Source organism: Paraburkholderia sp. Ac-20342 (assembly GCF_017104985.1).
Classification (GTDB): Bacteria; Pseudomonadota; Gammaproteobacteria; order Burkholderiales; family Burkholderiaceae; genus Paraburkholderia.
Genome location: NZ_JAAGPQ010000098.1, coordinates 1 through 26,078 on the forward strand (window position 1 = coordinate 1; position 26,078 = coordinate 26,078).

Below are 26,078 nucleotides of genomic sequence, written 5' to 3' on the forward strand. Positions count from 1 at the left end.
TGATGGGCGTGCCGACCGCGATGTTCACGCCGATCTTCGTGATCGCGCGCACGGCGGGCTGGAGCGCGCACATCATCGAGCAGCGCATCGACAACAAGATCATCCGGCCGAGCGCGAATTACACCGGGCCGGACGACCTGCCGTTCGTGCCGCTCGCGAAGCGCGTTTGAGGCCAGTTCCGGGCGGGCTGTGTCACGCGTGCCGCCCGGTATTGAGCGAAATAAGCCGCGAAGCACATGTCAAAGCACGCAGCAAAACACGCATCAAAACACCCGCAATTCAGCAACACGCCAGCAGCGAGCTAAACTACCCGCACTGTCCGGCCGGCCGCGCGTTCGACGCGCCGGCCGCAGCCGGACTTTCCCTCGGCGGCCGATAACTGTCCTGTCCCCTACGCCATGAATACTGCCAACCGCAAACGCCTTCCCGGCACCGAACTCGACTTCTTCGATACGCGTGCCGCGGTCGATGCGCTCGAACCCGGCGCTTACGACAAGCTGCCGTACACGTCGCGCGTGCTTGCCGAAAATCTCGTGCGCCGCTGCGATCCGGCGACGCTCGCCGCATCGCTCAGGCAGATCATCGGCCGCAAGCGCGAACTCGATTTCCCATGGTTTCCGGCGCGCGTTGTCTGTCACGACATTCTCGGGCAGACCGCGCTCGTCGATCTCGCCGGCCTGCGCGATGCGATTGCGGCGCAAGGCGGCGACCCGTCGCTCGTCAATCCGGTCGTGCCGACGCAGCTCGTGGTCGATCACTCGCTGGCCGTCGAATGCGGCGGCTTCGATCCTGATGCGTTCGCGAAGAACCGCGCGATCGAAGACCGCCGCAACGAAGACCGCTTCGACTTCATCAACTGGACCAAGCGCGCGTTTCGCAACGTCGACGTGATTCCGCCCGGCAACGGCATCCTGCATCAGATCAACCTCGAACGCATGAGCCCGGTCGTGCAGGTGAAGGACGGCGTCGCGTTTCCCGATACGCTCGTCGGCACCGACTCGCATACGCCGATGGTCGATGCGCTCGGCGTGATCGCGATCGGCGTGGGCGGCCTCGAAGCGGAGAGCGTGATGCTTGGCCGCGCGTCGTATATGCGGCTGCCCGATATCGTCGGCGTGGAGTTGACGGGCAAGCCGGGCGAGGGCATCACCGCGACCGACGTGGTGCTGTCGCTGACCGAATTCCTGCGCAAGGAAAAAGTGGTCGGCGCCTACCTCGAGTTCTACGGCGAGGGCGCGGCGAACCTGACCTTGGGCGATCGCGCGACCATCGCGAACATGGCGCCCGAATTCGGCGCGACCGCCGCGATGTTCTATATCGACGAACAGACGATCAGGTATCTGAAGCTCACGGGCCGCGACGACGCGCTCGTCACGCTCGTCGAAACCTATGCGAAGCAAACCGGCTTGTGGGCCGATACGCTCAGGCATGCCGAATACGAGCGCGTGCTGAAGTTCGATCTCTCGACGGTCGTGCGCACGCTCGCGGGGCCGTCGAATCCGCATCGCCGTTTGCCGGTGGCGGACCTCGCCGCGCGCGGCATCAGCGGCAAGGTCGAGAACGAGCCCGGTTTGATGCCGGACGGCGCGGTCATCATCGCCGCGATCACGAGCTGCACGAATACGAACAACCCGCGCAACATGATCGCGGCGGGTCTGCTCGCGCGCAACGCGAACCGTCGCGGACTCACGCGCAAGCCGTGGGCGAAGACCTCGCTCGCGCCGGGCTCGAAGGCGGTCACGCTGTACCTCGAAGAGGCGGGGCTGCTGCCGGAACTCGAACAGCTCGGCTTCGGCGTGGTCGCCTATGCCTGCACGTCGTGCAACGGCATGTCCGGCGCGTTGGACCCGGCAATCCAGAAGGAAGTGATCGAGCGCGATCTGTATGCGACCGCCGTGCTGTCGGGCAACCGCAATTTCGACGGGCGCATTCATCCGTACGCGAAGCAGGCGTTTCTGGCCTCGCCGCCGCTCGTCGTCGCCTATGCGATTGCGGGCACGATCCGCTTCGACATCGAGAAGGACGTGCTCGGTATCGATGCCGATGGAAATGCAGTCACGCTGAAAGACATCTGGCCGTCGGATGCGGAGATCGATGCGATCGTCGCCGCGAGCGTGAAGCCCGAGCAATTCCGCAAGGTGTATGAACCGATGTTCGCGCTCGCTGCCGAGAGCGGCGAGCAGGCGAATCCGCTTTACGAGTGGCGCGAGACGAGCACCTATATTCGCCGTCCGCCGTATTGGGAAGGCGCGCTCGCGGGCGAGCGCACGCTCAGGGGCATGCGCGCACTGGCCGTACTCGGCGACAACATCACGACGGACCATCTTTCGCCGTCGAATGCGATTCTGCCGGACAGCGCGGCCGGCGAATACCTGACGAAAATGGGCCTGCCCGAAGAGGACTTCAATTCCTACGCGACGCATCGCGGCGATCATCTGACCGCGCAGCGCGCGACCTTCGCGAACCCGACGCTGAAGAACGAGATGGTGCTCGACAACGGCCAGGTGAAGGCCGGGTCGCTCGCGCGCATCGAACCCGAAGGCCAGGTCACGCGCATGTGGGAAGCGATCGAAACCTACATGGAGCGCAAGCAGCCGCTGATCGTGATCGCGGGCGCCGACTACGGCCAGGGCTCGTCGCGCGACTGGGCCGCGAAGGGCGTGCGTCTGGCCGGCACCGAAGCGATCGTTGCGGAAGGCTTCGAGCGGATTCACCGCACGAACCTCGTCGGCATGGGCGTGTTGCCGCTCGAATTCAAGCACGGCGTGAACCGTTTGACGCTCGGCATCGACGGCACCGAAACCTTCGACGTGACCGGCGAGCGCAAGCCGCGCGCGGACCTCACGCTCGTGATTCATCGCAAGGACGGCGAACGTGTCGAGGTGCCCGTCACGTGCCGGCTCGATACGGCCGAGGAAGTGTCGATCTACGAAGCGGGCGGCGTGTTGCAGCGTTTCGCGCAGGACTTTCTCGAATCGACGCAAGCGGCGGCCTGATGGTTTGATGGTTTGACGCCGCTGGGTTTTACGACCGGTACCGGCGGTTTGCGCCGCAAGCGTGATTGCGGCGAACACGAAGCAGAACAATGCGATGCGGCCCGACGATGCCGCATCGCCTCCCATCGAAGACGATTTCATCTCAGGACACTCTCATGGCCCACCTTCCCCAGATCAAGATTCCGGCCACCTATATGCGCGGCGGCACCAGCAAGGGCGTGTTTTTCCGCTTGCAGGACTTGCCCGAGGCCGCGCAACAGCCGGGCGCCGCGCGCGACGCGCTGCTGATGCGCGTGATCGGCAGCCCCGACCCGTACGGCAAGCAGATCGACGGCATGGGCGCCGCGACGTCGAGCACGAGCAAGACCGTGATCGTGGCGCGCAGCAGCCGGCCCGATCACGACGTCGACTATCTGTTCGGCCAGGTGTCGATCGATAAGGCGTTCGTCGACTGGAGCGGCAATTGCGGCAATCTGTCGGCGGCGGTCGGGCCGTTCGCGATCGGCGCGGGTCTCGTCGAGGCGAGCCGCTTGCCGCGCGACGGCCTCGCGACCGTGCGCATCTGGCAGGCCAACATCGGCAAGACGATCGTCGCGCACGTGCCGATGACCGATGGCGCGGTGCAGGAAACCGGCGACTTCGAACTCGACGGCGTGACGTTCCCGGCCGCCGAAGTGCAGCTCGAATTCATGGACCCGGCCGCCGAGGAAGACGGCGCGGGCGGCGCGATGTTCCCGACCGGCAAGCTCGTCGACGATCTCGACGTGCCCGGCGTCGGCACGCTGAAGGCGACGATGATCAACGCGGGCATTCCGACGATCTTCCTCAACGCCGAGGACATCGGCTACAAGGGCACCGAGTTGCAGGACGCGATCAACAGCGACGAAAAGGCGCTCGCGATGTTCGAGACGATTCGCGCGCACGGCGCGCTGCGCATGGGCCTCATCAGGCATCTCGACGAGATCGCGACGCGCCAGCACACGCCGAAGGTCGCGTTCGTCGCGAAGCCGGCCAGCTATGTGGCGTCGAGCGGCAAGCCGGTCGAGGTGGGCGACGTCGATCTGCTGGTGCGCGCGCTGTCGATGGGCAAGCTGCATCACGCGATGATGGGCACGGCGGCCGTCGCGATCGGCACGGCCGCGGCGATTTCGGGCACGCTTGTCAATCTGGCCGCGGGCGGCGGCGAGCGCGAGTCGGTGCGCTTCGGGCATCCGTCGGGCACGCTGCGCGTGGGCGCGCAGGCGAGCCTCGAAAACGGCGAGTGGGTCGTGACGAAGGCGCTGATGAGCCGCAGCGCGCGCGTGCTGATGGAAGGCTGGGTGAGGGTGCCGCAGCAGGGCTGAGGCATCGCGCGCAACCGATGTCCATCAACGTCAGCGGCACCGAGGGTTACGCGGAGCGCGCGCCGGCGCTGCGCGAGCAATGGCGCGCGATTTCGTTTGCCGGGCAGCACGGCGCGATCCTGCATTTCATGCCGGACGCGCCCGCGAAAATCGTCGATATCGGTTGCGGCATCGGCACCGATGCGGCCGCGCTCGCGGCGCTCGGGCATGCGGTGGTCGCCATCGAACCGGTCGATGAACTACGCGAGGCGGCGCGCGAGTTGCATCCATCGGCGCCGGTCGAATGGCTCGACGACAGCCTGCCCGATCTCGCCGTTCTGTTGGCGCGGCGCGAGACCTTCGATGCGGTGATGCTGACCGCCGTGTGGATGCACCTCGACGAAGAGCAGCGCCATCGCGCGATGCCTCGCATCGCGTCGTTGCTGCGCGCTGGCGGCGTGTCGATCATGTCGCTACGGCACGGGCCGGTGCCTGAGGGCCGCCGCATGTTCGACGTCACGCCGGAAGAAACGATTCGCCTCGCGAGCATGCAGGGCTTGCGGCTCGCGTGCGAGTTGCAGACCTCATCGGTACAGCAGGCCAATCGCGATCGCGGCGTGACGTGGACCCGGCTCGTGTTCGAGAAGTCGGTTCCGCCGGGCCGGCCGTAGTCCGTTCGCGCCGCTGCGCGGCAAAGCGAATCGGCCGCTCGTCTACAATGAGCAGCACGCTCGTGCGTGACCGGCCGATTGCGGCTGACGGCTTAAGGCTCACGGCACGCGCATCAGAATCGGGAGGCAGAGGAGACACGATGCAGGACAGGCTGGATGCGGCGGACCCCGGCAATCCCGAAGACGCGGCGCGTAGGGCCGCGCGCGCGAATCGCGCGGTTATCGTTATTGCGGTTGCGCAATTGCTCGGCACTTCGCTGTGGTTCAGCGCGAACGGCGCGATGCGCGATTTGCAGGTCGCGTGGCAACTGAGCGCATCGGGCATCGGCTGGCTTACGAATGCGGTGCAGGCCGGCTTTATCGTCGGCACGCTGCTGTCCGCTACGACCGGACTCGCCGATCGCGTGTCGGCCAGCAAGGTGTTCGCCGTCTGCGGCGTGCTCGGCGCGACGCTGAATGCGCTGTTCGCGCTGTGCAGCGGCGGGCTCGCCTCGGCGCTCGCGTTCCGCTTCGGCGTGGGCGTCGCGCTTGCGGGCATCTATCCGCTCGGCATGAAACTGCTCGTCACGTGGGCTCCGCAGCGCGCCGCGCAGACGCTCGCGCTGCTCGTCGCGATGCTGACGCTCGGCACGGCGTCGGTGCATGCGATTCGCGCGTTGTTGTCGACGGTGCCGTGGCAAACGGTGGTGCTGACATCGTCGGTGCTCGCGGTGCTCGGCGCACTGCTGGTCGTTTCGCTCGGCGAAGGGCCGCACGCGCGACGCTCGGGCAATCGCCGCTTCGGTTTGTCGGCGGGCATCGGGCAGGTGGTGCGAATCGGCGAGTTTCGCGCTGCCGCGCTCGGCTATTTCGGCCACATGTGGGAGCTGTACGCGTTCTGGACGCTCACGCCGCTGCTCGTGCAACGGGCCTTCGCAACGGGCGGTGTGCTAGCGCCCGCGAGTACCGTGGCATGGTGGTCGTTTCTGATTATCGCCATCGGCGCGCTTGGTTGCCTCGCGGGCGGCAGGCTCAGCAAATCGGTAGGCAGCGCGCGCACGGCTGCACTCGCGCTGACGATATCGGGCACGCTGTGCGCGATCTATCCGCTGACGAGTTCGCTCGGCACCGCCGCGCAGCTTGCGCTGCTGCTCGTGTGGGGCATCAGCGTGATCGCCGATTCGCCGCAGTTTTCAGCGCTGTCGGTCAAGGCCTGTCCCGCCGACAAGATCGGCGGCGCGCTGACGTTGCAGAACAGCTTCGGCTTCTTTCTGTCGGCCTGCTCGATCTTGTGGTCGACGAGCGTTTATCACGCGCTCGACGTACACGTGGCCTGGCTGTTGCTGCCGGGTCCGATTGTCGGTTTGATCGCGATGACGCCGCTGTTGCGCAAGCGGCCGCGCTGGTGATTTTTCACGCGTGATCGAAGGGGCCGAGTGGAATGCTCGTGCATTCCGCTCGACACACAATGGCAGTCGTTCATGCGGTATTGAGCGGTTCGACTTCAATTCGACTGAGATTCGACAGCGAAGCGCGCGCCTCGCCGTCGAATCTCACCGGCTTACTTGTCGCCGTGCTTGTCCTGCCAGCGTTTCATCAACGCGATTTCATCGTGCTGCGCCTTGATGATGTTGCGCGCGAGCCGCTTGATCTCCGGGTCCTTGCCGTATTTCAGTTCCGCTTGCGCCATCTCGATCGCGCCCTGATGATGCGGGATCATGTGCGCGACGAAGTCGCGGTCGGCGTCGCCTGTGTATTCGGGGGCGCTCATGTCGTGCATCATGCGCTCGTCGGCGGCCTTGAAGGCCTGCGTCGAATCGCCCGCGCCGGCGTGCTCCGAATCCTCCATCTCCATGCCGGGCATGCCCTGATGCTGCGCGTGAGCCGGCATGGCCGCCACCGCGAAGGCCAAACCGCTGAACAAACAGAGAGCGCGGAAAGCGCGAAGGTTTTTCATAGTGGTGTCCTGTTGATAGGGGGAAGCCTCGGTCACGCTGCTACTGCGATGAAAACGTTGAATCAGCTAATCAGCTTCGGTGCGAAGGATGAAAACCCGCCGCCTCGATTGCGTCGACGAACCGTTGCGCGGGCAACGCCGATGTGACTCTCGCGATTTTAACGGCCACGTCGATGTCGATTCTCGCCGTGGGATCGATGCGGTTCAGCGCATGCGCGACGGCTTTCGCACAGCCACCGCAGGCCATGTCGGGGATGACGAATTCCATTGACTCTCTCCGGTCAGCAATGATTTATGCATCGTGGACCTTCCCGCAGTGGCAAGGTCAAGCGCAATCTCATGCATCTGACATGCACCTGACATGAATGTGTGCATGGATGCCGACGCATAAAAACCGCTTGCGGTATTCTTTGACGAACTGCTCTCGCCAACGTGCCGATGCACGGATAAGGCCGGTATGCCCGATGCGGGCAACTGCTTCAGGTATTCAGGCACCTGGCATGCGCCGAGTGCTTGCAATGCTGCATGAAACGCCTGCGCAACTCACCAAGGAACGCAACATGAAAGCCGTCAGAATCGGTTCGCCCGCCACTGTCGATCATCTTCAGGTCGTCGATCTCGCCGATCCCGGTCAACCCGCCGCGGGACAGATTCGCGTGCGCATTCGCGCCAGCTCGCTGAATTTTCACGACTACGGCGTGGTGAGCGGCGTACTGCCCGCCGAAGCCGGGCGCATTCCGATGGCCGATGGCGCGGGCGTTGTCGAAGCGGTGGGCGAAGGCGTGCGCGAGTTCAAGCCAGGCGATCACGTCGTGTCGTGCTTCTTCCCGCTGTGGGAAAACGGGCCCGCACCGATTGCCGATTTTTCGACAACCCCGGGCGATGGTGTCGACGGTTATGCGCGCGAGGCCGTCGTGCTGCCGAGCCATTACTTCACGCATGCGCCCGCCGGCTACAGTCACGCCGAGGCCGCGACGCTGACCACAGCCGGTTTGACCGCATGGCGCGCGCTCGTCGTCGATGGTCAGTTGAAGGCGGGCAGCACGGTGCTCGTGCTCGGCACCGGCGGCGTGTCGATCTTCGGCTTGCAACTGGCGAAGGCGATGGGCGCCTCGGTGATCGCGACGTCGTCGTCGGACGGGAAGCTCGCGAAGCTGCGCGAACTCGGCGCCGACCATACGATCAACTATCGCGAGAATCCCGAGTGGGGCAAGCAGGTGCGTCAACTGACCGGCGGGCGCGGTGTCGATCACGTGATCGAAGTGGGCGGCCCCGGCACGTTGCCGCAATCGATCACGGCTTGCCGGATCGGCGGCCATATCGCGCTGATCGGCGTGCTGACCGGCCGCGAAGGTCCGGTGCCGACCGCGCATCTGATGGCACGGCAACAGCGTTTGCAAGGGCTGATCGTCGGCAGCCGCCACGATCAGATCGAGATGATTCGCGCGCTCGAAACGACGGGCATCAAGCCCGTGATCGATAGCACGTTCGAACTGGACAAGCTGGCCGATGCGTTCCGTCACGAAGCGTCGGGCGCGCACTTCGGCAAGATCTGCGTCGCGATCTGAGCGGTGCGCGGTGACGTGCCGCCTGGCGGTTCCGGTGCGGCTCGGGTCGCTTTTTTCAGGCAAGCGCTGTTCATGCAGCTTGTTCAGGCGGCCTGTTTGAAGTCGTCCGTTTCAAGCGGCCTTTTCAGATGGCCTTTTTCACGCAGCCCTGGAGAGATCGGCGAAGCCGATGCGCGTCGCCTCGCAGGCTTGCGTGAAGGCCTCGTCGTAGCTCGTGAAAAACACCGTGCGGGTTTGGCCGAGCGTTCTGAACAGCTCGGCCAACACGCCACGCGCCGATGCATCGAGGCCGCCGGCCGGTTCGTCGGCGATCAGCACGCGCGTGTCGCCCAGCATGGCCGCGCTCAGAAACACCTTCTTGCGGTTGCCGTAGGACATCTGTTCGAAACGCTTGTCGAGATGAGGCGCGAGACCGAAGCGCCCGGCGAGCGCAAGCACCTCGTCGTCGAGCACGGTCTTTCTCGTCGACGCGACCTGCGCCAGATACGCGCGGCCCGTCTGCGCCGGCCAGCTCATGCTGTCCTCGGGCACATAGGTGAGCACGGCCTGCGCGGCGGCTCGCGCGCCGCGCAGCGAATGGCCGCCGAGCCATACGTCGCCGCTATCGGCTTCGAGCGCGCCGGCAAGAATGCCGAGCAGCGTCGACTTGCCGCTGCCGGACTCGTCGTTCAACGCGAAGCATCCGGACGACGCGTCGTAATGCAGCCCCTCGAAGAGGACGCGTTCGCCGTAGCGCTTGCTGAGGTTGTCGAATCGAAGCATGGGTTGAGGGCGGGAATGACGGATGCGCGCCAGTGTAGCAGCGCGCGTCGAGTGAGCCATTCGCCTCGTGGCCCGCGCGTTGGGGCGATGGCAGTCCGGCGGAATGTTGTCAGTAGAGCGAGGTGGGGCAAGCGAGGTGAGGCTGGCGGCATGGGGCAAGCGAGGGCGGCCAGCGCATCGGCAAAGCCCGGGGCAGAGTGAGGGAATACCCGGAAAGCCGGAATTTTGCGTGTCGGCGGCCAATTTTGAGACACACGGTCAAGCCGTGCCGGAAACGTGCGTTATGGTCATACGATTAGATTGCAGATCGCTTTCAGTTGAGCGATCGATGCGACGACTATCGACGGCCAGCAAGAAAGGTACGGAGTAGCGACGATGAACGGTACGAGCAGGCCGCGAGCCGCGCAGCGTGGCGGGTGGCGTCCGGCCAATCTGGCGGACAGCGAATGACGGCATCTCGAGAACATGATCGGCTACGTGACGCGCGAAGGCGCCACGCCGCCGAAGTTCGATCAGGGCTATTGGGAGCAGCGCATTGGCGCACTCGAAGAAACGCATGAACTGATTGCGAGTCAGCGCAGCCGTATCGCGAGATTGCGCGGCAGGCTGACGGTGGAGTCGGGCTTGGAGGCTTGAGCCGCCTGCGTGAAGAGTGAGTCGAAGCGGCACAGAGAAGCGGCGCAGCGAAGCAAGGCGCCCAATCCGGATGCGGTAGGACGGAGTTAGACGCGAGGACCCAGGTAAGTAAAGCGGCGAGGAACCGCCGATGCGGGCCGGCATCGGCGAAAAAAGCAGGACCTGAGAGAAAGTGGCGATGATGCGAACGGGCCCGCAGAGGCCCGTCGCTCATCGACCCGTTGGCGTTTTGTCCGCGACAGTGAGGACCATCCTCATGTTATGACCGGCGCCGCAAAGCGCGGCGCTAATCGCAGCGCCCAGTGCTCCCTTCCCCAGTTTTCAGTTTCCGTACGGATCGAAATCGAAATACCGGCGTGCGATCTGCGCATAGGTGCCGTCCTTGAGCATCGCTGCGATCGCATCGTTCATCTGCGCCTGCAACGAGGTTTCATCCTTGCGCAGGCCCATTCCCGTGCCGCGGTCGCCCATCGAGAGCGGACCGCCGACGAACGCGAAGCCGTTGCCCTGCGGCGTGCGCAGGAAGCCATAATCGGCTTCGACATAGCCGAGCAGCGCCGCGTCGAGGCGCCCGTTGAGCAGGTCGGCGAACACTTCTTCCTGGCTCTTGTAGGGGACGACGTTCGCGCCGGCCGGTGCCCAGTTCGCGAGCGCATAGCTTTCGAACTGCGTGCCCGACTGCACCCCGATCGACTTGCCGGCCAGCGACTGACCGGTGGTGCCGAACGTGGCGCCCTTGCGCGCGACGAGCCGCGACTTGAACTGGTACAGCTTGGATGTGAAGAGAATCTGTTGCTCGCGTTTTGCCGTGATCGCCATCGAAGACATGATCGCGTCGATCTTGCGCGCCTGCAGTGCCGGAATCATGCCGGAGAACTCCAGTTCGACCCACTGGCAATGCGCGTGAATGCGGCGGCAGATTTCGTTGCCGAGGTCCACGTCGAAGCCCTTGAGCGAGCCGTCGGGCGCCTTGGCGTCCATGGGCGGATAGGTCGGATCGATGCCGAGGCGCACGGTGTCGCCCTCGCGCGCGAAGGCGCTGCTGCTGAAAGCCAATGCGATGGAAAGCAGAATCGACGGTATTTTTTTCATATCGGATGGTCGGGAAAAATGGGGTGTCTCCGGTCCAGCCGATAGTAGGATGCCTTTATGCGGGGGAATAGCTCGTATTGGCCTATCGCGATCACTTTTACCGATCAGAGTGCCTGGCGGAAAAAAAGCTCGCGGCATGAGCGAGCCCGGGAGTGGCGACGAATCGCGTCATGCGTGCTTCAGGGCAGTTTCGCCATGAAGCGGTCGTAGAGCGAGGGCGGAAGTTTTATCGTGCCGAGATTGTCGTTCTCCGGGTATTGCAGCGATGACCGGGTCGTCCGATAGATCGACGTAGGTTCGCTCGGCAAGGAGTCGTGAGCCATTCCGGTCATAGACTCTGATCATTCTTTTTTCACCCGCATAACAACTGCGCACTACGTAGCTTTTATCAGGCGACCGTTCAACGGTGCAATCGATCGGCCGGATAAACGAGCGGGTTCGTATGTCCTGCCCATCACTCCAGAGACGGCCTGTTGCGCTCACGGCGACGACGCTGATGAGCGTGCGTCGTGTCGATACGCGGAGCATTTGCTTCGCACGCTGAATACGGTCGTTCTGGCCTGAAAAGATGAAGCACAAGGCGCGGAACGTTGAAATCACCACGATGATGGCGACGATGCAGACGGCAAGCAGAAAGAATGTGAAGAGGCCAAAAGACCCCGCATAGCGGCTCATTGCCCGCCGACCAACGCCTGCAAAACCCCCGATTTCCAGATCATCTGCGCGGCGGCGACCAGCACGAACAGCAGCACCAGCACACGAAACACCGCCGGCGGCAGGCGGTCGCGCAACGGCCGCACGAGCAGGATGCCCGCGATCACGGGCACGCTCGCGCACACCGAAATCGCCAGATCGCTCCAGCTTGCATGCGCGCCGCCGCTGAACGCGGCGACGAGCGTGATGATCGACACCACGAGGATGATCGCGATCTGCTTCGTGAACGCCTTGCCGGTCGCGCCCGTCGCGATCAGGTACATCGCGAGCAACGGCCCGGGCACCGACGCGATGCTCTCCATCAACGCCGCGCCAAAGCCGAGCGCGAGCCCAGCGGGCTTCGCCCATGCCGGTGACAACGTAAGCCGCGGCGCCGCGAGCAGCAGCACGGCCGCGATCATCAGCAAGGCGCCGGCCGCCGCTTGCGCGCGATGCGGCGCAAGCGAGATCAGCACCATCACGCCGACCAGATTGCCGATGACCGTGCCGATCAGCGGCGCGGCGATGCGCTTCATCGTCGGCAGCAGTTCGCCGCCTTCGAGCGCCTGCGGAATATTGCCGAGGATGATCGGCATCGACAGCAGCAGCACGGCCGCCTTGATCGGCAGGAAGTGGCTCAGGATCGGCATCGCGACGAGCGGCACGCCGATGCTGACCACGCCCTTGACCATGCCGCCGATCAACAGCGCGGCGACGATGCCGATGAGCGCATAGAGATCGAGCGTTTGCAGGCTTGAGCCCAGTATGCCGCTGGCGAGATCGAAATGAGGCATGGTGGCAATCCGTGAATGAGGCGCGCGAATCGGCAGAGCGATGTCGCGCGTGGTCTGCTGGTATCGTGCGGCCGCTTCGGTTGCGCGTCTCGCGCGGAGCGGGAAGCGGCCGGTGAGTGAGGGCGAATGATACCGTGCCTGAGGAGAGGACCGATAACGCCTGCCCACGGCACCATGCGCCGGTTTCTTCGGGAGCGCTTCATGGCTCGATTCCGATGGTTCGGCAAACCGGAACGGCGCGGCGGTCAGCGATCGACTTGCCTCGAACCCGCTTGTCGACCACGCATGCGCAGCGGGGCAACCGGCCATCGCTTCGTCCACCTGCTCTGCACGCTTTCGCACTTTCCATTACATTGCGGAAGCGGCGACGCGCTCGCGTCGTTTCTTCCACTCAGTTATCGGTGTCGGCCATCAACGAATCCATGCAGCCAATCGTCTCCGTCACGAATCTGTCGAAAACCTATGCCAGTGGTTTTCAGGCACTGAAGAACATCAATCTGGCGATCAACCGTGGTGAAATCTTCGCCTTGCTCGGACCGAACGGCGCGGGCAAGACCACGCTCATCAGCATCATTTGCGGCATCGTCAATGCGAGCGAGGGCCGCGTGACGGTCGACGGCCGCGACATCGGCGCCGACTATCGCGCGGCCCGCTCGCTGATCGGCCTCGTGCCGCAGGAGCTGACCACCGACTCGTTCGAAACCGTCTGGGCCACCGTCTCGTTCAGCCGCGGTCTGTTCGGCAAGCCGAAGAACCCGGCCTACATCGAGAAGGTGTTGCGCGACCTGTCGCTATGGGAGAAGCGCAACAACAAGATCATGACGCTCTCGGGCGGCATGAAGCGCCGCGTGCTGATTGCGAAAGCGTTGTCGCACGAACCGCGCGTGCTGTTTCTCGACGAGCCGACCGCCGGCGTCGACGTCGAACTGCGGCGCGACATGTGGAAGCTCGTGCGCTCGCTCACGGGCAGCGGCGTGACGATCATTCTCACCACGCACTACATCGACGAGGCCGAGGAGATGGCCGACCGCATCGGCGTCATCAACGCGGGCGAGATCATGCTCGTCGAAGAGAAGACCGAGTTGATGCGCAAGCTTGGCAAGAAGCAGTTGACGCTGCAACTGGAGAGCCCGCTCGACGCGGTGCCGGGCTCGCTCGCGGGTTACACGCTCGCGCTCGCGAAGGGCGGCAACGAGTTGATCTACACCTATGAAGGCGAGGGCGGGCGTACCGACATCATCGCGCTACTCAAATCGCTCGACGATTCGGGCATCCGCTTCAAGGACCTGCACACCACGCAGAGTTCGCTCGAAGACATTTTCGTCAATCTGCTGCGGGGGGATCAATGAACATCTACGCAATGCGCGCGATCTACAAGTTCGAAATGGCGCGCACGTGGCGCACGCTGATGCAAAGCATCATCGCGCCGGTCATTTCCACGTCGCTGTACTTCGTCGTGTTCGGCTCGGCGATCGGTTCGCGCATCAAGGAAGTGGACGGCATCAGTTATGGCGCGTTCATCGTGCCGGGGCTCATCATGCTGTCGTTGCTGTCGCAGAGCATCGCGAACGCGTCGTTCGGGATTTACTTTCCGCGCTTCACGGGCACGATCTACGAACTATTGTCGGCGCCGGTGTCGTATCTCGAGATTGTCGTGAGCTATGTTGGCGCGGCGGCCAGCAAGTCGATCCTGCTCGGCCTCATCATTCTCGCGACGGCGGGATTCTTCGTGCCGTTGCAGATCATGCATCCGTTCTGGATGGTGCTGTTTCTCGTGCTGACCGCGGTCACGTTCAGTCTGCTCGGCTTCATCATCGGCATCTGGGCGGACGGCTTCGAGAAGCTGCAACTGGTGCCGCTTCTGATCGTCACGCCGCTCACGTTTCTCGGCGGCAGCTTCTACTCGGTGAACATGCTGCCGCCGTTCTGGCGCGGCGTGACGCTGTTCAATCCGATCGTCTATCTGGTGAGCGGCTTTCGCTGGAGCTTCTTCGAGCTTGGCGACGTCGATGTGGGCCTGAGCCTCGGCATGACGCTGCTGTTTCTCGCGGTGTTTCTCGTGATCGTCGGCTGGATCTTCAGGACGGGTTACCGGCTCAAGAGCTGACGACGTCGATTTACCGGGTCGCTTCGCGATGCGACAACCTTCGCGGGGCGGCGCGTTGCCGTGTGGCCGCAACCGGTCGAACCGGACAGGTCTAACTGGCCTGACCAGTGCGTGGGCAACTGTATCTGTCGAAATCCCGTATCGAAAGGGAGAATGAAGTTCGCGTAATCTTGCTGAACGCGCTTCAGGGTTCCAGGCAGCACGCCGATCTGGCACATCGATTCAGCAGGCCGCCTCGACCGCGCCGTTCGCCGCTGTCTTGCAGACTTACCCTTCAACCCGCCCTACCGGATACCCCGCGATGACCCGACTCCGAATGACCGCCTGCGGCCACACCTTTATCGCCGAAACCCATCCCGATGCGCCGCAGACGGTGGCCGCGTTCCTGAAGCTGCTGCCGTATCGGCAGAAGCTCATTCACGTGCGCTGGAGCGGCGAGGGTTGCTGGGTGCCGCTCGGCGATTTCAGGCTCGAGAACGACGGCGTCGCGGTCGGCTTCGAGAATCACACGAGCCATCCGTCGGTCGGCGACATCCTGTTCTATCCGGGCGGCTATAGCGAAACCGAGATCATCCTCGCCTATGGTTCGTGCTGCTTCGCAAGCAAGCTGGGACAGCTTGCCGGCAATCACTTCCTGACGATCGTCGAGGGCAAGGAGAAGCTGCGCGAACTCGGCGTCAAGGTGCTGTGGGAAGGCGCGCAGGACGTGGTGTTCGAGAAGATCTGAGGGCTGACGGGCACGGCGCGATGGCGGCCTGCCGACGCTCGCCGGCAACTCATCGCCGCTCGCCGGGCCAATGAAAAGAGGCCGCATCGCGGCCTCATGACAAAGCACGACTCAAAGCACGACTCAAGGCACTGCGCGCATCCTACCGCGTGAACGGACGGGGTGCGCGCGACTTCACCTGAACAGCTTCATCGCCTGCGACAGCGTATTGATCACGCCCCACGCGAGCGGAATCATCACGTAGAGCCAGAACACGGCGAGCATCGCCTTGTTGGTCGGATGAGCGGTTTGAACGTTCGACATACGGGTCTCCTTACGCGCCCTTGGCGACTTGTGCATCGGTCATGTGGTGCTTTGCATCCACGCGCTTGACCAGCAGGTTGCAGATAAAGCCGATCACGAGCAGCACGGCCATGATGTGCACGGTCATCGTGTAGGCGTCCGCTTTCGCGACGCCGTTCGCGACTTCATAGGCGCGAATGTAGTTGACGAGCACCGGGCCCGCAACGCCCGCCGCGGCCCACGCCGTCAGCAAACGCCCATGAATGCCGCCGACGAACGCCGTGCCGAACATGTCGGCGAGATAGGCCGGCACTGTCGAAAAGCCGCCGCCGTACATCGACAGAATGATGCAGTACGTGAGCACGAACAGCGCGATCTGCCCGTTCGCGGCAAAGCTCGGCACGAGGTAATAGAGCACCGCGCCAAGCACGAAGAAAATCGCATAGGTGTTCTTGCGGCCGATCCAGTCCGACGCCGACGCCCACACGAAACGCCCGCCCATGTTGAACAGCGACAGCAGGCCGACGAAGCCGGCCGCGGCGGCCGCCGTCACCGAGTTCTTGAAGCTCTCCTGGATCATCACCGAGGCCTGGCCGAGAATGCCGATGCCGGCCGTCACGTTGAGGAACAGCACGAGCCAGATCAGATAGAACTGCGGTGTCTTCAATGCCTGGTCGATATGCACGTGATTGCGCGAGATCAGGCGGTTCTGCGTCGTTTCAGGCGGCGTCCAGCCGGCCGGTTTCCAGTCTGCCGGCGGCACGCGGATGGCGAGTGCGCCGATCGACATCGAGATGAAATAGACGATGCCGAGCACGATGAACGTCTCGGCCACGCCGACGCTCGTCGCGCTGTGGAAGTGGTTCATCAGCGCGACCGAGAGCGGCGCGGCGATCATCGCGCCGCCGCCGAAGCCCATGATCGCCATGCCGGTCGCCATGCCGCGGCGGTCCGGAAACCAGCGGATCAGCGTCGACACCGGCGATACGTAGCCGAGGCCGAGCCCGATGCCGCCGATCACGCCATAGCCGAGATAGAGCAGCACGATCTGATGCAGATACACGCCGAGCGCGGAGACGAGAAAGCCGCCGCCGAAGCAGCAGGCGGCCGTGAACATCGTGCGGCGCGGACCGACGTGTTCGAGCCATTTGCCGGCGAATGCCGCCGACAAACCGAGGAACACGATCGCGAGCGAAAAGATCCAGCCGAGCGCGGTCAGCGACCAGTCATCGGGGGCGGACTGCGTGATGCCGATCACTTTCGTGAGCGGGCCGTTGAACACCGAGAACGCATACGCCTGGCCGATGCACAGATGCACGGCGAGCGCGGCGGGCGGCACCATCCAGCGTGAAAAACCGGGTTGGGCGACGGTGGCCTGTTTGGAAAAGAACGGGGCGGAATTTTGCTGGCCGTCAGGCTCGCTGATGCTGCTCATAGTCAGTCTCCTATGGACTGGGGGCGGGGCTGGCGCGCGGGGTCGAGGCTTGCGCGATGACCCGCTCCCATCAACGTAGTTGTGTGTGAGATTCTTCTGTTATCGGCGCTTCATACATTTTCTTCAAGCGGCGGAGTATAGCGTGCACAGGTCATCGCGCCGTTCCTATATGTATTTTTATTTCATATAGCCTGGGCCCGCCGCTCCGGGATTCCCGCCTTGCACGACAATAGGACGTGTGTCGCGGCTTCGCAATATGAGATGCGATGGCATAAGGTGTCATCCTGGTGAAAAGCGGCTGTCAGGTACGCTTTTGCGCAAATCGTGGGAAAACCGGTGCGGTTTGACGTGGATGGGCGTGCAATGAGGGATGTTTGCCGTGGCGGTTTTACCGGGCCGAGGCGGGCGGGACATGCAAAAAATGCGTACGCAAAAACGAATGGGCCGGTGTGGTATGTGTGCCGGATCGGCCCATCGCGACGAATACCGGGATCGGACAGTCGGGCGCCAGATACGCCGAGACCGGATGCCGCGAGCTACCCACGAAGCCGACTCGTCGGTCAATATCTGCCGCTATACGGATGTGTGTTTTTCATTCGGCTGACCAACCGGAAAGATAACGAATCGAATCGCCGAACGTTCCGCCGTTCATGATTCGGAAATATAAAGGTCAACGAGCATGAGCAGTCGTCCTGACTTCAGTCCCTCACCCACGCCGAACCAGCAGAAAACTCACCCCGATCGCCGCCAGAAATCCACCGCAGCAGCGATTGAACCAGCGGCGGACTTTTGCGCGCCCGAGCCATTTGCCGAGATACATGCCGGCCCACGAGTACAGCGCGATCGCGACCCATTCGAGCACGAGAAAACTCGCGCCGAGCACGGCAAACTGCGGGAGTATCGGCTGCGAGACGTCGACGAATTGCGGCAGAAACGCGGTGAAAACCAGAATCGCTTTCGGGTTGCCGGCGGCCACGAGAAATTCCTGGCGCGCGAGGCGAATGAGCGCCGCGTCCTGAGGTTGCGACGTATCGATAGCGGGTGCGTCGCTGCGCCACAATTGAATGGCAAGCCAGATCAGATAGGCCGCGCCTGCCAGTTTGATCGCGAGAAAGATCCATTCGGAGGCGTGCAGCACGACCGCGAGACCGGTGGCGGCCAGCACCAGCATCATCGCGAAAGCGAGCAGGCGACCGGTGCCGCTGGCGAACGCTTTCACGAAACCATGGCGCGCGGCCACGTTGATGGATAGCAGGTTATTGGGTCCGGGCGCGAGGTTGATGGCGAAACAGGCGGGCAGGAAGAACAGCCAGGCGGTGAGGGACATGACGGCTCGCACTCCGAACGTGAGGTGACGGTGCAGCGCGCGGCGGCGGATCGCGCGGCGCTCGCAGAGGCATGGTAGCGACGCCGCCGCGCACTTTCGTGGGCCGTCCGCTCAGTTCACCGCCTTGATAAAGCCCGGATCGCCGATCAAGGTATCGATGCTCAGTTGCACCGTGTCTTCGATCGCGATCGTATTGCTCGTGAACTTCGGCGCCTTTCGCTTGACGGTGCAGGCGGTCGTGAACATGACCCTCTGCGTGGCCGTATCGATGACCACGTAGCGTATCTTCAGCGTCCACAATGCCGGCGAACGCGTGTCGTCCACCGTAAACGTTTCAATGCTGCCGCTGAGTACGCGGCGCCTGTCGTCGATGCGAAAACCGGCGCTACGCAGACTGTAGGCGATGCGCTTGCGCACGACTTCGTTGATATCGTCCTTGAGCACGATGCCGGTCATCGCCGTATTTTCGATGCGATTCGGCGAAATATGGTCGGCGCGGGCGGGCAGGTAGGCGAAGTCGTCGGCGGGCGCCACGCTGAGCGACCCTGTGCCATGGGCTTTGGCGTGCGTGGCACTGCTGTTGAGACCGAACCACGACCACGAGCAGGCGGACAGCATCAGCGGCAGCATCATGACGCCGCAACCCCTGAGCACGACGGCTCCTAGCGGCGAATGCGCGCGAGCCATGCGGGAGACGGATGCGAGCGAAGCGAGGGAAGTTGCCCGTTTAAATGAAGTCATCGCGCTGGAGAACAATCAGCAGGGTAGCAATGGGCCGGACTGCCGGCCCGCGTACCGGTCCCGTGGCTGATTCGCCTGGCGGGCCGGCCGTATCGAGCCGACCGCATCGAGTCGACAAACGCGCTCATCATACCTGGCCGTGTTTGCAATGGATACCGGGGAATATGCGCGGATGGCGCTTGCGCGCGGCGTGAGCGAACATCGCCAGTCGTGACGCCTGCGGGCAGCGTGAAACCGCTTGCCGCGCTTCCTCGCCTTTTCAACGGTGGAAGCGCTGAACCGGCAGCGCTGTTAGAAGAAACCCGCCTTGCCCTGCGTCATATCGATCAGCGTTCGCTTCGCCTCGTCGAGCGCATTCGCGGGCACGCGCATCGTCATTTTCACGAGCATGCCGTATGCGCTTTCCACGAGCGCGTAGCCCTCGGCGTCCATCCATCTGCGTACCTTCGCTTCATCGGCATAAGTCATTTCGACGCTCAACGTTACCTGAGCAATCCGCTCGACGCGCGGCGCGTCGAGCAGGGCCGATGCGATTGCGTCGGTGTACGCGCGAACGAGGCCGCCCGCGCCGAGTTTCACGCCGCCGTAATAGCGCACCACGGCGGCCAGCACGCCGTCGAGATCGTGATGCCGCAACACTTCGAGAATCGGCCGGCCCGCGGTGCCGGACGGCTCGCCGTCGTCGGACATGCCCGATTGGCCGCCCGCCAGCAGCGCCCAGCAGACATGCGTCGCGGCCGGATGCTGTTCGCGCAGACGCTGCAATTCGGCCATCGCGGCGTCGCGATCGGCGACCGGTATCGCGTGGGCGATAAAGCGGCTCTTGCGAATCTCGAGTTCCGCGCTCAGCGGCGCGGGCAGGGTATAGGTGGGCAAGGCAAAGACTTCGGTGGATGAAAAGAGGCGGCCGCGCGCGGGGCCGTGCCCGCCATGGTAACGGATCGCCCATGCATCGGGCGCGTGGGGAGCGCGGGGCAGGCGAGGCAGGCGAGGCAGGCGAGGCAGGCGGGGCAAGTGAGGCAGGTGAGGCAGGTGAGGCAGGTGAGGCAGGCGAAGCAAGCGATGCAGGCGAGGCACGTGGGCAGGCACGATGCGCGGGCGAGCGCTTCGTCTACAATGGCCCGTTAAACGCGCATCCATTGACCCGCTTCAGCGCGCGCAAGGAGACCACATGCTTGATCTATCCACGTTGGGGACTTTCGTTGCCGTCGTGCTCGGGCTCTTTCTGATTCCCGGCCCGGCCGTGCTGCTGGTTTTGACGCGCACCCTGCACGGCGGACGCAAGGCCGGCATTCTCACCGGCCTCGGTATCGCAACGGGCGATTTCGTGCATACGCTCGGCGCGGCAGTGGGTCTTTCCGCGCTGCTGATGACATCCGCTCTCGCGTTCAACGCGGTGAAATTCGTCGGCGCCGCGTATCTCGTCTATCTGGGCATTCGCGCATTGCGCGAGAAGCAGGCGAGTCCGCATAGGCCGGCCGTCGTACCGGTATCGGGCTCGAAAGCGTTTTTTCAGGCGATTCCCGCCGAGGTGCTGAATCCGAAAACGGCGCTGTTTTTCCTCGCCTTCCTGCCGCAATTCGTACGGCCCGAACACGGCTCGACGTTTCTGCAGTTCGTGACGCTCGGGCTGATTTTCGTCGGCATGAGCGCGCTCTATACGACGTCGATCGTGCTGACCATGCGGCCGCTCGGCAAGCTCGTCAAGCGCCTGACCTGGCTGACCCGCTGGCAGAACAAGCTGATCGGCGTGCTGTTCATTTCGCTCGGGCTGCGCGTGGCCGTGCAGACGCGCTGAGGCGAGCCGGTCGTTTTTCTTCGGTCGCTTCCTGGACGCGTCCTGGACGTTTCGCGGTCGCTGCGAGGCTGCTTCGAGGGCGTTTCGCGATCGAGACTGGGCCACGTTTCACGCTAGACATTGCGGCGCTGTCTGCGCAAACGGCCCTCGCGCGCGTACTCCATCTGGTTTTGCGTGCTAAGCGCGCGCCGTTCCTGCTCGGTGCGGCTTTTTTGCCGCGTATCGTCGATGTCGCCGACGCGCAGCACTTCCTGCGCGATCCGGATGCGCAGCGCCATCAGCGGCTGGCCGTGCTCGACGAGCGAGCGGTCGGCGGCTCGTGCCTGCTGAACGCCGTTGTCGATCAGGCTGCGCAGTTCCAGCAGCGCGAGCCTGTGCCGCTGAATCTCGAGGATAAGCCGTTGAACGGCCTGCTCGTCACGTGTGCGCCACCAGCTGCGCAGTTCGACGAGCGTGGGTGGCTCGAAGGGAGGAAGACGCATTGTTCAGACGTAAAATACTGTATATGCGTACAGTATAATCTGTCCCGCGGATGGGGATGCGCCGTAAAGATAGGGATTGTTGAAGCCGCGTAAGCGGACTGCCGTGAGCTCAGTGAGCTTAGGACAACGCGAGCAGAATCAGCGACGAAACGACGATGATGAACAGACAGGTTGCGGTGAGCATGTCGTACGGATAATTCATGGCGTGGCCGTCTCGTGTGAAGCGCAAAAAGCCATCATAGGCAGAAGCGCTGCATGCAACTGTTAAGCTTTGCAAGGCAGCGATGCCGCGATACGCGCGAGTTGCATCGCTCATGATTCGGGAGACAGTCATGAATGAGGTTGCGTCTTCACCGGTTGCCGCGTCGGCGTCGTCTGTCACGGCGCCGCGCGCCATCGAGTTCTGGTTCGACTTCGGCAGCAACTACAGCTATCTGAGCATGATGCGCATCGAGGCGCTGGCGGCCGCGCGCGGCGTGCGGGTTCTATGGCGCCCGTTCCTGCTCGGCCCCGTGTTTCGCAGGCTCGGCTACGACAACTCGCCGTTCGTGCTGCAGAAGGAAAAAGGCGCGTACGTGTGGAAGGACATGGAGCGGCAATGCCGCAAATACGGCATCGCGCTCACGCGTCCGGGCACGTTTCCGCGCGCCGCGCTACTGGCCATGCGCGTGGCGCTGCTCGGTGCGAACGAGCCGTGGATCGCCGCGTACTGCCGCAAGATCATGCAGCTGAATTTCGCCGACGACCGCGACATCGGTTCGCCCGACGTCGTGAGCGAAGCCCTCGATGCGCTCGGCTTGCCGGCGCAGCAACTGATCGCCGATGCGCAAAGCGACGCCAACAAGCTGCGCCTGCGCGAGCAGACCGATGAGGCGATCGCGAGAGGCATTTTCGGTGCGCCGATGTTTTTTGTCGGCGCGGAAATGTTCTGGGGTAACGACCGGCTGGACGATGCGTTGGACTACTGCGTGTCGATGCCGGCGAGTGGTGAGCGGAACTGACGGGGTGAATGCGCGAGTTGATGTGCGAGTCAAGGCCGGGATCAAGGCTGGAATCAAGGCCGCAGCCAACGCGGTAACGCGCTGCGTGTCGTGAAGGCGGAGATCAATCGCCGTGCTGGCAGAAGCGCCGGCCCGGCACGTGGGATACCACGGCCTGTGCGATTTCGAGCGGAGTACTTTCGGCGGGAACGACGCGGCGGCTGGCTTCGGGCGTGTGCTTCATCGTCCATTCGACGAGCCGGTAGGAGCGGCCCCACGGCGGTTGCAGCGGATCGGAGACCTTGCAGGAGTGGATCTGGCGAGTCCATTCGTGATCGGGCATGGCGCGCAGGTGTTCGAAAACCATCTCTTCAACCATGAGTGCCTCCTTTTTCTTCGCGGCCATCGGCTCGTTCGCCTCGCGTCTTTGATACCCGTTGAGAGAAAAAGCGCCGCCGATGTTCTGGCGGCTCAACAGGGGATGGTTTGCGTGATAGTTGCAGGGAAGAATTAAGCGAGACTTAAAAGATGCGCCACTGCCGCGCAGATGTGCGGGCGCGTGTGTGGTCTCGCGAAGGTGAGCACGACCCTTGCCGCGTTGACCTGTCCGCCGACGCTCCCACCGACGCTCAGAGCGATTGCGCCGCATCGGGCGGCACGCCGAGCAGTTGCAGCGCGCCGCCCGTCACGCCGCTGAACACTGGCCCCGCCACCGTGCCGCCATAGAACGCCTTGCCGGCCGGATCGTCGATCATCACGGCGACGATCAGGCGCGGGTCGCTCATCGGCGCCATGCCGACGAAGAGCGCGCGATAGCGGTTTTTCGCGTAGCCCGCGCCGATCTGTTTGCGCGCGGTGCCGGTCTTGCCGCCGACGCGGTAGCCGTCCACCGTCGCCGCGCGGCCCGTGCCGCCCGCGCCGGTCGCCATTTCGAGCATGTTGCGGATCGCGCGCGCGGTCGCCGGCGTCGTCACGGGCACGCCGCGTTCGGCGGCCAGCAGCGCATCGTCGGCGTTTGCGTTCATGGCCGCGTTCATGTTCACGCCGGCCGCGCTGTCCGCGCCATCGGGATCGCGCAACAGGCTCACGCGCTGCATCGTGCCGTCGCCCGCATACGCGGTGTAGACCTGCGCGATCTGCAGCAGCGATACCGACAACCCGTAGCCGTACGCCATCGTCGCCTGTTCGATCGGACGCCAGCGCTTGTACGGACGCACCTTGCCGGCGGCCACGCCCGGAAAGGTCAGCTCGGGCTTCGCGCCGAGCCCGTATTGCCGGTACTTGGTCCAGATGGTTTCGGCCGGCAGGTTCAGCGCGAGCTTCGCGAGCGCGATGTTGCTCGACTTCTGCACCGCCTCGGCGACCGTCATCGCGCCGTGATTCGACGTGTCGTGGATCACGGCCGGGCCGATCCGGTACCAGCCCGGCGCCGTGTCGATGACGCTGTGCGGCCGCACCTTGCCCTCGTCGATCGACAGCGCGACGACGAGCGGCTTGATCGTCGAGCCGGGCTCGAACGTATCGATCACCGCGCGATTGCGCAGTTGCCGGCCGGAGAGGCGCGCGCGGTTGTTCGGATCGAAGCTCGGATAGTTGGCGAGCGCGAGAATCTCGCCGTTGCGCGCATCGAGCACGACCACGCTGCCCGCTTCGGCCTTGTGCTGCGCGATCGCGGCCTTCAGTTGCGCGTACGCGAGTTGCTGGATGCGCCGGTCGATCGTCAGGTGGATCGTGTCGCCGTTGCGCGCGGGCACGAGCGGCCGGGTCTCCGACACGACGCGGCCGAGCCGGTCGCGGATCACCTCGCGCTGGCCCGGCACGCCGAGTAGCCGTTCGTTGGCGGCGAGCTCGACGCCCTCCTGGCCGTTGTCCTCGATGTCGGTGAAGCCGACCACGTGCGCGGCCGATTCGCCTTCGGGATAGAAGCGTTTCGAATCGGCGATCTGCGTGATGCCGGCGAGCCCGAGCCGCGACAGATGCGCGGCGGTGTCGGCATCGACCTGGCGCTTGAGCAGCACGAAGCTGTGCTCGCCGCCGACGCGTCTGCGCAACTCCGCGAGCGGCAGGTCGAGCAGCTTCGCGAGCGGCGCGAGCGCGCCCTCTTCGAGCAGCTTCGGCGAGGCCCAGATTTCGTAGGTTGCGAGGCTGACCGCGAGCATCGAGCCGTGGCGATCGACGATCCGTCCGCGCGTCGCATCGAGCTCGAGCACGCGCTGATAGCGCTTTTGCCCCTCGCCGGCGTAGAAGTCCTGGTTCACGATCTGCACCCAGAACGCGCGGCCCGCGAGCGCCGCGAACGCGCCGAACACGAGCAGCACGACGAATGTCGAGCGCCACGCGGGCAGGCGCGCGGCGAGCAGCGGGTTCTTCGCGACGGGCGCGTAGGGATCGAGCGACGGCGGTTTCTTCTTGTGGATCATGGGCGCGAATAACGGGACTCTCGATTGAACGAGGCCGCCGGTACGCCAGGACGCAATGGCGGTGTGGCCGGCGGCGCGAGGCGACGGTCATTGCCGGTTGCGCGATTGCAAGGCGCTGCGGGCGCATGGCGAGGACCGTCGCTGTTGCATGATTGTAAAGAAAACGTAATTTAATCGCGAGGCTTATGCAAGAATGGCTGAGCGAGCGGTCGAGGCGCAAAGAGGTGGGGGCAGTTCCGGCCAGATAAAAAAACGCGCGGACTTGCAAAATCGGCGCGGCTGGCTCGTTCGATTGATGCGTCAACTCCGACGCGGCGTGTTGAAGAGGCGCTCCCGGCCTGTGGAGCGCCTTCTTTTTGCCTGCTCGCCGGCTTGTCGCTCGCATTTAGGAGTCGTCCGATTGCACGTTATCGGCCCGTGCGTCTACGGTGAACGCTTTCACCAACGGGAAGGAGCGCTTGAGAAATGACCAGCACGCGGACGCCTATACGCTGCAACGCCATGAATGAAAGCAATCGCCATCTCCGCATCTATCCTTCTCACTGCTCCCGCCTTTGCCATGCTGGGCTCACCTGCGCAGTGCGTTAGCTGGCCCAGGAGCATCGCCGAAGTGAAGCTGCGGAATGCAGGCATCATCGATCCCACAAAGCTCGACGCGTCGAAAACGCAAGCGGTGCGCATCGCATCGCAGAAAGTCGGCCAGGACCTTTATCGCGATGTGTACGACATGACGTTCCATGACAAGTCGGGGCGCGTGATCGAGGTCATCACGTCAAGCGAAGCATCGTCTGCCGAATGTTCCATGGGTAGCGTGGATGTCTACGTTGTCTCGCGGAAGTTAGCCGACAACTAGCCCGCTCGTGCACCGATGGCATAGGGTGGCCCGCTGCACGAGCAGCATCACGCCCGGCGCGAGCGCGCCGGGCGTCACTGTGATCGGGAGCCGGTGCAGCGGGGCTTGGACCACGAGCGTCTATTGGATTGCTGTTTATGCACCGCTCGCTGTGTTGACGGCGCAATTCGGTTTGATTACCAGCAGGAAAATCTGCCGTTTTGCGTGCCAATTCGCTGGCTTGTGTGTCTGTTTATAAACGGTTTAGCCGATGATTGTGGTGGCGATTCTGGTGCTGTTATTGGTGTGTTATTTGATATGTATTTAAAAATAATATTTGCGAATTTTAATTAGTCGAGCCTGAACAATCCTCGAAGCCTTATGGTGCAAGGCTTTGCGCTCTGAATGGGGTTGAGGGAATTGCAGGAAGCAGGCATATTAACGCGTAATTCCTGCATTTTTTGACGAGGTGCGGAT

General features: G+C 63.7%; 27 protein-coding genes. 13 read left to right on the forward strand and 14 right to left on the reverse strand.

Translation table 11 applies throughout. The annotated features are described in order from the left end of the window. The 5 genes from G3N58_RS28470 to G3N58_RS28490 form a co-directional block, all read left to right on the forward strand. The coding region (locus G3N58_RS28470; RefSeq protein WP_277396992.1) for a citrate/2-methylcitrate synthase at positions 1-170 on the forward strand (170 nt) is incomplete at its 5' end. Between the two features lie 228 nt (positions 171-398). Then, a complete protein-coding gene (gene acnD / locus G3N58_RS28475) occupies positions 399-2,996 on the forward strand; it encodes a Fe/S-dependent 2-methylisocitrate dehydratase AcnD (protein ID WP_206000854.1) in 2,598 nt (865 codons plus the stop codon). Positions 2,997-3,151: 155 nt separating this feature from the next. Continuing rightward, the gene (gene prpF, locus G3N58_RS28480) at positions 3,152-4,339 is read left to right on the forward strand and encodes a 2-methylaconitate cis-trans isomerase PrpF (RefSeq protein WP_206000855.1); all 1,188 of its coding nucleotides are present in this window, start codon (positions 3,152-3,154) and stop codon (positions 4,337-4,339) included. A 17-nt stretch (positions 4,340-4,356) separates the two neighbouring features. Next, positions 4,357-4,989 carry a class I SAM-dependent methyltransferase gene (locus G3N58_RS28485; protein ID WP_206000856.1) on the forward strand — a complete coding sequence of 211 codons (633 nt, stop codon included), beginning with the start codon at positions 4,357-4,359 and terminating at the stop codon, positions 4,987-4,989. A gap of 140 nt (positions 4,990-5,129) precedes the next feature. After that, positions 5,130-6,377 (forward strand): MFS transporter, encoded by a 1,248-nt coding sequence (locus G3N58_RS28490; protein ID WP_206000857.1) that lies wholly within the window; start codon positions 5,130-5,132, stop codon positions 6,375-6,377. A 152-nt stretch (positions 6,378-6,529) separates the two neighbouring features. On the opposite strand, the gene G3N58_RS28495 is transcribed toward G3N58_RS28490, so the two are convergent. Both G3N58_RS28495 and G3N58_RS28500 read right to left on the reverse strand, forming a co-directional pair. Further along, positions 6,530-6,925 (reverse strand): DUF305 domain-containing protein, encoded by a 396-nt coding sequence (locus tag G3N58_RS28495; RefSeq protein ID WP_167039605.1) that lies wholly within the window; start codon positions 6,923-6,925, stop codon positions 6,530-6,532. A gap of 70 nt (positions 6,926-6,995) precedes the next feature. Continuing rightward, entirely contained in the window at positions 6,996-7,193 is a 198-nt protein-coding gene (locus G3N58_RS28500) for a heavy-metal-associated domain-containing protein (RefSeq protein ID WP_206000858.1), read from the reverse strand. A 292-nt stretch (positions 7,194-7,485) separates the two neighbouring features. On the opposite strand from G3N58_RS28500, the gene G3N58_RS28505 reads away from it, so the two are divergent. Next, on the forward strand, positions 7,486-8,493 hold the full coding sequence (locus tag G3N58_RS28505; protein WP_206000859.1) for an NAD(P)-dependent alcohol dehydrogenase: 1,008 nt from the start codon (positions 7,486-7,488) through the stop codon (positions 8,491-8,493). Positions 8,494-8,631: 138 nt separating this feature from the next. Here the strand turns inward: G3N58_RS28505 and G3N58_RS28510 are convergent, their stop codons facing one another. Further along, on the reverse strand, positions 8,632-9,255 hold the full coding sequence (locus tag G3N58_RS28510) for an ABC transporter ATP-binding protein (RefSeq protein WP_206000860.1): 624 nt from the start codon (positions 9,253-9,255) through the stop codon (positions 8,632-8,634). A gap of 465 nt (positions 9,256-9,720) precedes the next feature. Here G3N58_RS28510 and G3N58_RS28515 point away from each other — a divergent pair, with 465 nt between their 5' ends. Beyond that, the gene (locus tag G3N58_RS28515; protein WP_241017265.1) at positions 9,721-9,891 is read left to right on the forward strand and encodes a hypothetical protein; all 171 of its coding nucleotides are present in this window, start codon (positions 9,721-9,723) and stop codon (positions 9,889-9,891) included. A 321-nt stretch (positions 9,892-10,212) separates the two neighbouring features. Here G3N58_RS28515 and G3N58_RS28520 read toward each other — a convergent pair whose 3' ends face one another. The 3 genes from G3N58_RS28520 to G3N58_RS28530 all read right to left on the reverse strand — a co-directional run bounded on the left by G3N58_RS28520 (position 10,213) and on the right by G3N58_RS28530 (position 12,470). Next, a complete protein-coding gene (locus G3N58_RS28520) occupies positions 10,213-10,983 on the reverse strand; it encodes a transporter substrate-binding domain-containing protein (protein ID WP_205990040.1) in 771 nt (256 codons plus the stop codon). A gap of 168 nt (positions 10,984-11,151) precedes the next feature. Continuing rightward, the gene (locus G3N58_RS28525; RefSeq protein ID WP_206000861.1) at positions 11,152-11,658 is read right to left on the reverse strand and encodes a hypothetical protein; all 507 of its coding nucleotides are present in this window, start codon (positions 11,656-11,658) and stop codon (positions 11,152-11,154) included. Continuing rightward, positions 11,655-12,470, reverse strand: a complete 816-nt coding sequence (locus tag G3N58_RS28530; protein WP_167039617.1) for a sulfite exporter TauE/SafE family protein — start codon at positions 12,468-12,470, stop codon at positions 11,655-11,657. The genes G3N58_RS28525 and G3N58_RS28530 overlap by 4 nt, the downstream gene beginning before the upstream one ends. Positions 12,471-12,892: 422 nt before the next feature. On the opposite strand from G3N58_RS28530, the gene G3N58_RS28535 reads away from it, so the two are divergent. The 3 genes from G3N58_RS28535 (at position 12,893) to G3N58_RS28545 (ending at position 15,304) form a co-directional block, all read left to right on the forward strand. Then, a complete protein-coding gene (locus G3N58_RS28535) occupies positions 12,893-13,819 on the forward strand; it encodes an ABC transporter ATP-binding protein (protein WP_167039619.1) in 927 nt (308 codons plus the stop codon). Beyond that, positions 13,816-14,577 (forward strand): ABC transporter permease, encoded by a 762-nt coding sequence (locus tag G3N58_RS28540; RefSeq protein WP_167039621.1) that lies wholly within the window; start codon positions 13,816-13,818, stop codon positions 14,575-14,577. The genes G3N58_RS28535 and G3N58_RS28540 overlap by 4 nt, the downstream gene beginning before the upstream one ends. A 301-nt stretch (positions 14,578-14,878) precedes the next feature. Then, positions 14,879-15,304 carry a DUF3830 family protein gene (locus G3N58_RS28545; RefSeq protein WP_167039623.1) on the forward strand — a complete coding sequence of 142 codons (426 nt, stop codon included), beginning with the start codon at positions 14,879-14,881 and terminating at the stop codon, positions 15,302-15,304. Between the two features lie 174 nt (positions 15,305-15,478). Here G3N58_RS28545 and G3N58_RS28550 read toward each other — a convergent pair whose 3' ends face one another. The 5 genes from G3N58_RS28550 to G3N58_RS28570 form a co-directional block, all read right to left on the reverse strand. Beyond that, on the reverse strand, positions 15,479-15,607 hold the full coding sequence (locus tag G3N58_RS28550; protein ID WP_167283660.1) for an oxalate:formate antiporter: 129 nt from the start codon (positions 15,605-15,607) through the stop codon (positions 15,479-15,481). A 10-nt stretch (positions 15,608-15,617) separates the two neighbouring features. Then, positions 15,618-17,021 (reverse strand): OFA family MFS transporter, encoded by a 1,404-nt coding sequence (locus G3N58_RS28555; protein ID WP_167039627.1) that lies wholly within the window; start codon positions 17,019-17,021, stop codon positions 15,618-15,620. Between the two features lie 706 nt (positions 17,022-17,727). After that, on the reverse strand, positions 17,728-18,348 hold the full coding sequence (locus tag G3N58_RS28560; protein WP_167283662.1) for a LysE family translocator: 621 nt from the start codon (positions 18,346-18,348) through the stop codon (positions 17,728-17,730). Positions 18,349-18,459: 111 nt separating this feature from the next. After that, on the reverse strand, positions 18,460-19,035 hold the full coding sequence (locus tag G3N58_RS28565) for a hypothetical protein (RefSeq protein WP_167283663.1): 576 nt from the start codon (positions 19,033-19,035) through the stop codon (positions 18,460-18,462). A gap of 345 nt (positions 19,036-19,380) precedes the next feature. Beyond that, positions 19,381-19,965: a YigZ family protein gene (locus tag G3N58_RS28570; RefSeq protein WP_206000862.1), complete on the reverse strand. Its 585-nt coding sequence runs from the start codon at positions 19,963-19,965 to the stop codon at positions 19,381-19,383. Positions 19,966-20,260: 295 nt separating this feature from the next. On the opposite strand from G3N58_RS28570, the gene G3N58_RS28575 reads away from it, so the two are divergent. Next, complete coding sequence (locus G3N58_RS28575) at positions 20,261-20,887, forward strand: LysE family translocator (protein WP_167039635.1); 627 nt, start codon at positions 20,261-20,263, stop codon at positions 20,885-20,887. Positions 20,888-21,000: 113 nt separating this feature from the next. On the opposite strand, the gene G3N58_RS28580 is transcribed toward G3N58_RS28575, so the two are convergent. Continuing rightward, complete coding sequence (locus G3N58_RS28580) at positions 21,001-21,369, reverse strand: hypothetical protein (protein WP_167039637.1); 369 nt, start codon at positions 21,367-21,369, stop codon at positions 21,001-21,003. 332 nt (positions 21,370-21,701) lie between these two features. Between G3N58_RS28580 and G3N58_RS28585 the strand changes: the two genes are divergently transcribed. Next, on the forward strand, positions 21,702-22,370 hold the full coding sequence (locus G3N58_RS28585; protein WP_205990036.1) for a 2-hydroxychromene-2-carboxylate isomerase: 669 nt from the start codon (positions 21,702-21,704) through the stop codon (positions 22,368-22,370). A gap of 103 nt (positions 22,371-22,473) precedes the next feature. Here the strand turns inward: G3N58_RS28585 and G3N58_RS28590 are convergent, their stop codons facing one another. Then, entirely contained in the window at positions 22,474-22,728 is a 255-nt protein-coding gene (locus G3N58_RS28590; protein WP_167039926.1) for a DUF2866 domain-containing protein, read from the reverse strand. A gap of 250 nt (positions 22,729-22,978) precedes the next feature. Then, positions 22,979-24,769 carry a penicillin-binding protein 2 gene (locus G3N58_RS28595; RefSeq protein WP_206000863.1) on the reverse strand — a complete coding sequence of 597 codons (1,791 nt, stop codon included), beginning with the start codon at positions 24,767-24,769 and terminating at the stop codon, positions 22,979-22,981. A gap of 505 nt (positions 24,770-25,274) precedes the next feature. Here G3N58_RS28595 and G3N58_RS28600 point away from each other — a divergent pair. After that, positions 25,275-25,622, forward strand: coding sequence for a hypothetical protein (locus G3N58_RS28600; protein WP_206000864.1), 348 nt, complete (start codon positions 25,275-25,277; stop codon positions 25,620-25,622). Positions 25,623-26,078 lie beyond the last annotated feature (456 nt).

Coding starts and splice junctions, on each gene's coding strand:
- acnD (WP_206000854.1), top strand. CDS start 399: ATGAATACTGCCAACCGCAAACGCCTTCCCGGCACCGAACTCGACTTC.
- prpF (WP_206000855.1), top strand. CDS start 3,152: ATGGCCCACCTTCCCCAGATCAAGATTCCGGCCACCTATATGCGCGGC.
- G3N58_RS28485 (WP_206000856.1), top strand. CDS start 4,357: ATGTCCATCAACGTCAGCGGCACCGAGGGTTACGCGGAGCGCGCGCCG.
- G3N58_RS28490 (WP_206000857.1), top strand. CDS start 5,130: ATGCAGGACAGGCTGGATGCGGCGGACCCCGGCAATCCCGAAGACGCG.
- G3N58_RS28495 (WP_167039605.1), bottom strand. CDS start 6,925: ATGAAAAACCTTCGCGCTTTCCGCGCTCTCTGTTTGTTCAGCGGTTTG.
- G3N58_RS28500 (WP_206000858.1), bottom strand. CDS start 7,193: ATGGAATTCGTCATCCCCGACATGGCCTGCGGTGGCTGTGCGAAAGCC.
- G3N58_RS28505 (WP_206000859.1), top strand. CDS start 7,486: ATGAAAGCCGTCAGAATCGGTTCGCCCGCCACTGTCGATCATCTTCAG.
- G3N58_RS28510 (WP_206000860.1), bottom strand. CDS start 9,255: ATGCTTCGATTCGACAACCTCAGCAAGCGCTACGGCGAACGCGTCCTC.
- G3N58_RS28515 (WP_241017265.1), top strand. CDS start 9,721: ATGATCGGCTACGTGACGCGCGAAGGCGCCACGCCGCCGAAGTTCGAT.
- G3N58_RS28520 (WP_205990040.1), bottom strand. CDS start 10,983: ATGAAAAAAATACCGTCGATTCTGCTTTCCATCGCATTGGCTTTCAGC.
- G3N58_RS28525 (WP_206000861.1), bottom strand. CDS start 11,658: ATGAGCCGCTATGCGGGGTCTTTTGGCCTCTTCACATTCTTTCTGCTT.
- G3N58_RS28530 (WP_167039617.1), bottom strand. CDS start 12,470: ATGCCTCATTTCGATCTCGCCAGCGGCATACTGGGCTCAAGCCTGCAA.
- G3N58_RS28535 (WP_167039619.1), top strand. CDS start 12,893: ATGCAGCCAATCGTCTCCGTCACGAATCTGTCGAAAACCTATGCCAGT.
- G3N58_RS28540 (WP_167039621.1), top strand. CDS start 13,816: ATGAACATCTACGCAATGCGCGCGATCTACAAGTTCGAAATGGCGCGC.
- G3N58_RS28545 (WP_167039623.1), top strand. CDS start 14,879: ATGACCCGACTCCGAATGACCGCCTGCGGCCACACCTTTATCGCCGAA.
- G3N58_RS28550 (WP_167283660.1), bottom strand. CDS start 15,607: ATGTCGAACGTTCAAACCGCTCATCCGACCAACAAGGCGATGCTCGCC.
- G3N58_RS28555 (WP_167039627.1), bottom strand. CDS start 17,021: ATGAGCAGCATCAGCGAGCCTGACGGCCAGCAAAATTCCGCCCCGTTC.
- G3N58_RS28560 (WP_167283662.1), bottom strand. CDS start 18,348: ATGTCCCTCACCGCCTGGCTGTTCTTCCTGCCCGCCTGTTTCGCCATC.
- G3N58_RS28565 (WP_167283663.1), bottom strand. CDS start 19,035: ATGGCTCGCGCGCATTCGCCGCTAGGAGCCGTCGTGCTCAGGGGTTGC.
- G3N58_RS28575 (WP_167039635.1), top strand. CDS start 20,261: ATGCTTGATCTATCCACGTTGGGGACTTTCGTTGCCGTCGTGCTCGGG.
- G3N58_RS28580 (WP_167039637.1), bottom strand. CDS start 21,369: ATGCGTCTTCCTCCCTTCGAGCCACCCACGCTCGTCGAACTGCGCAGC.
- G3N58_RS28585 (WP_205990036.1), top strand. CDS start 21,702: ATGAATGAGGTTGCGTCTTCACCGGTTGCCGCGTCGGCGTCGTCTGTC.
- G3N58_RS28590 (WP_167039926.1), bottom strand. CDS start 22,728: ATGGTTGAAGAGATGGTTTTCGAACACCTGCGCGCCATGCCCGATCAC.
- G3N58_RS28595 (WP_206000863.1), bottom strand. CDS start 24,769: ATGATCCACAAGAAGAAACCGCCGTCGCTCGATCCCTACGCGCCCGTC.
- G3N58_RS28600 (WP_206000864.1), top strand. CDS start 25,275: ATGAAAGCAATCGCCATCTCCGCATCTATCCTTCTCACTGCTCCCGCC.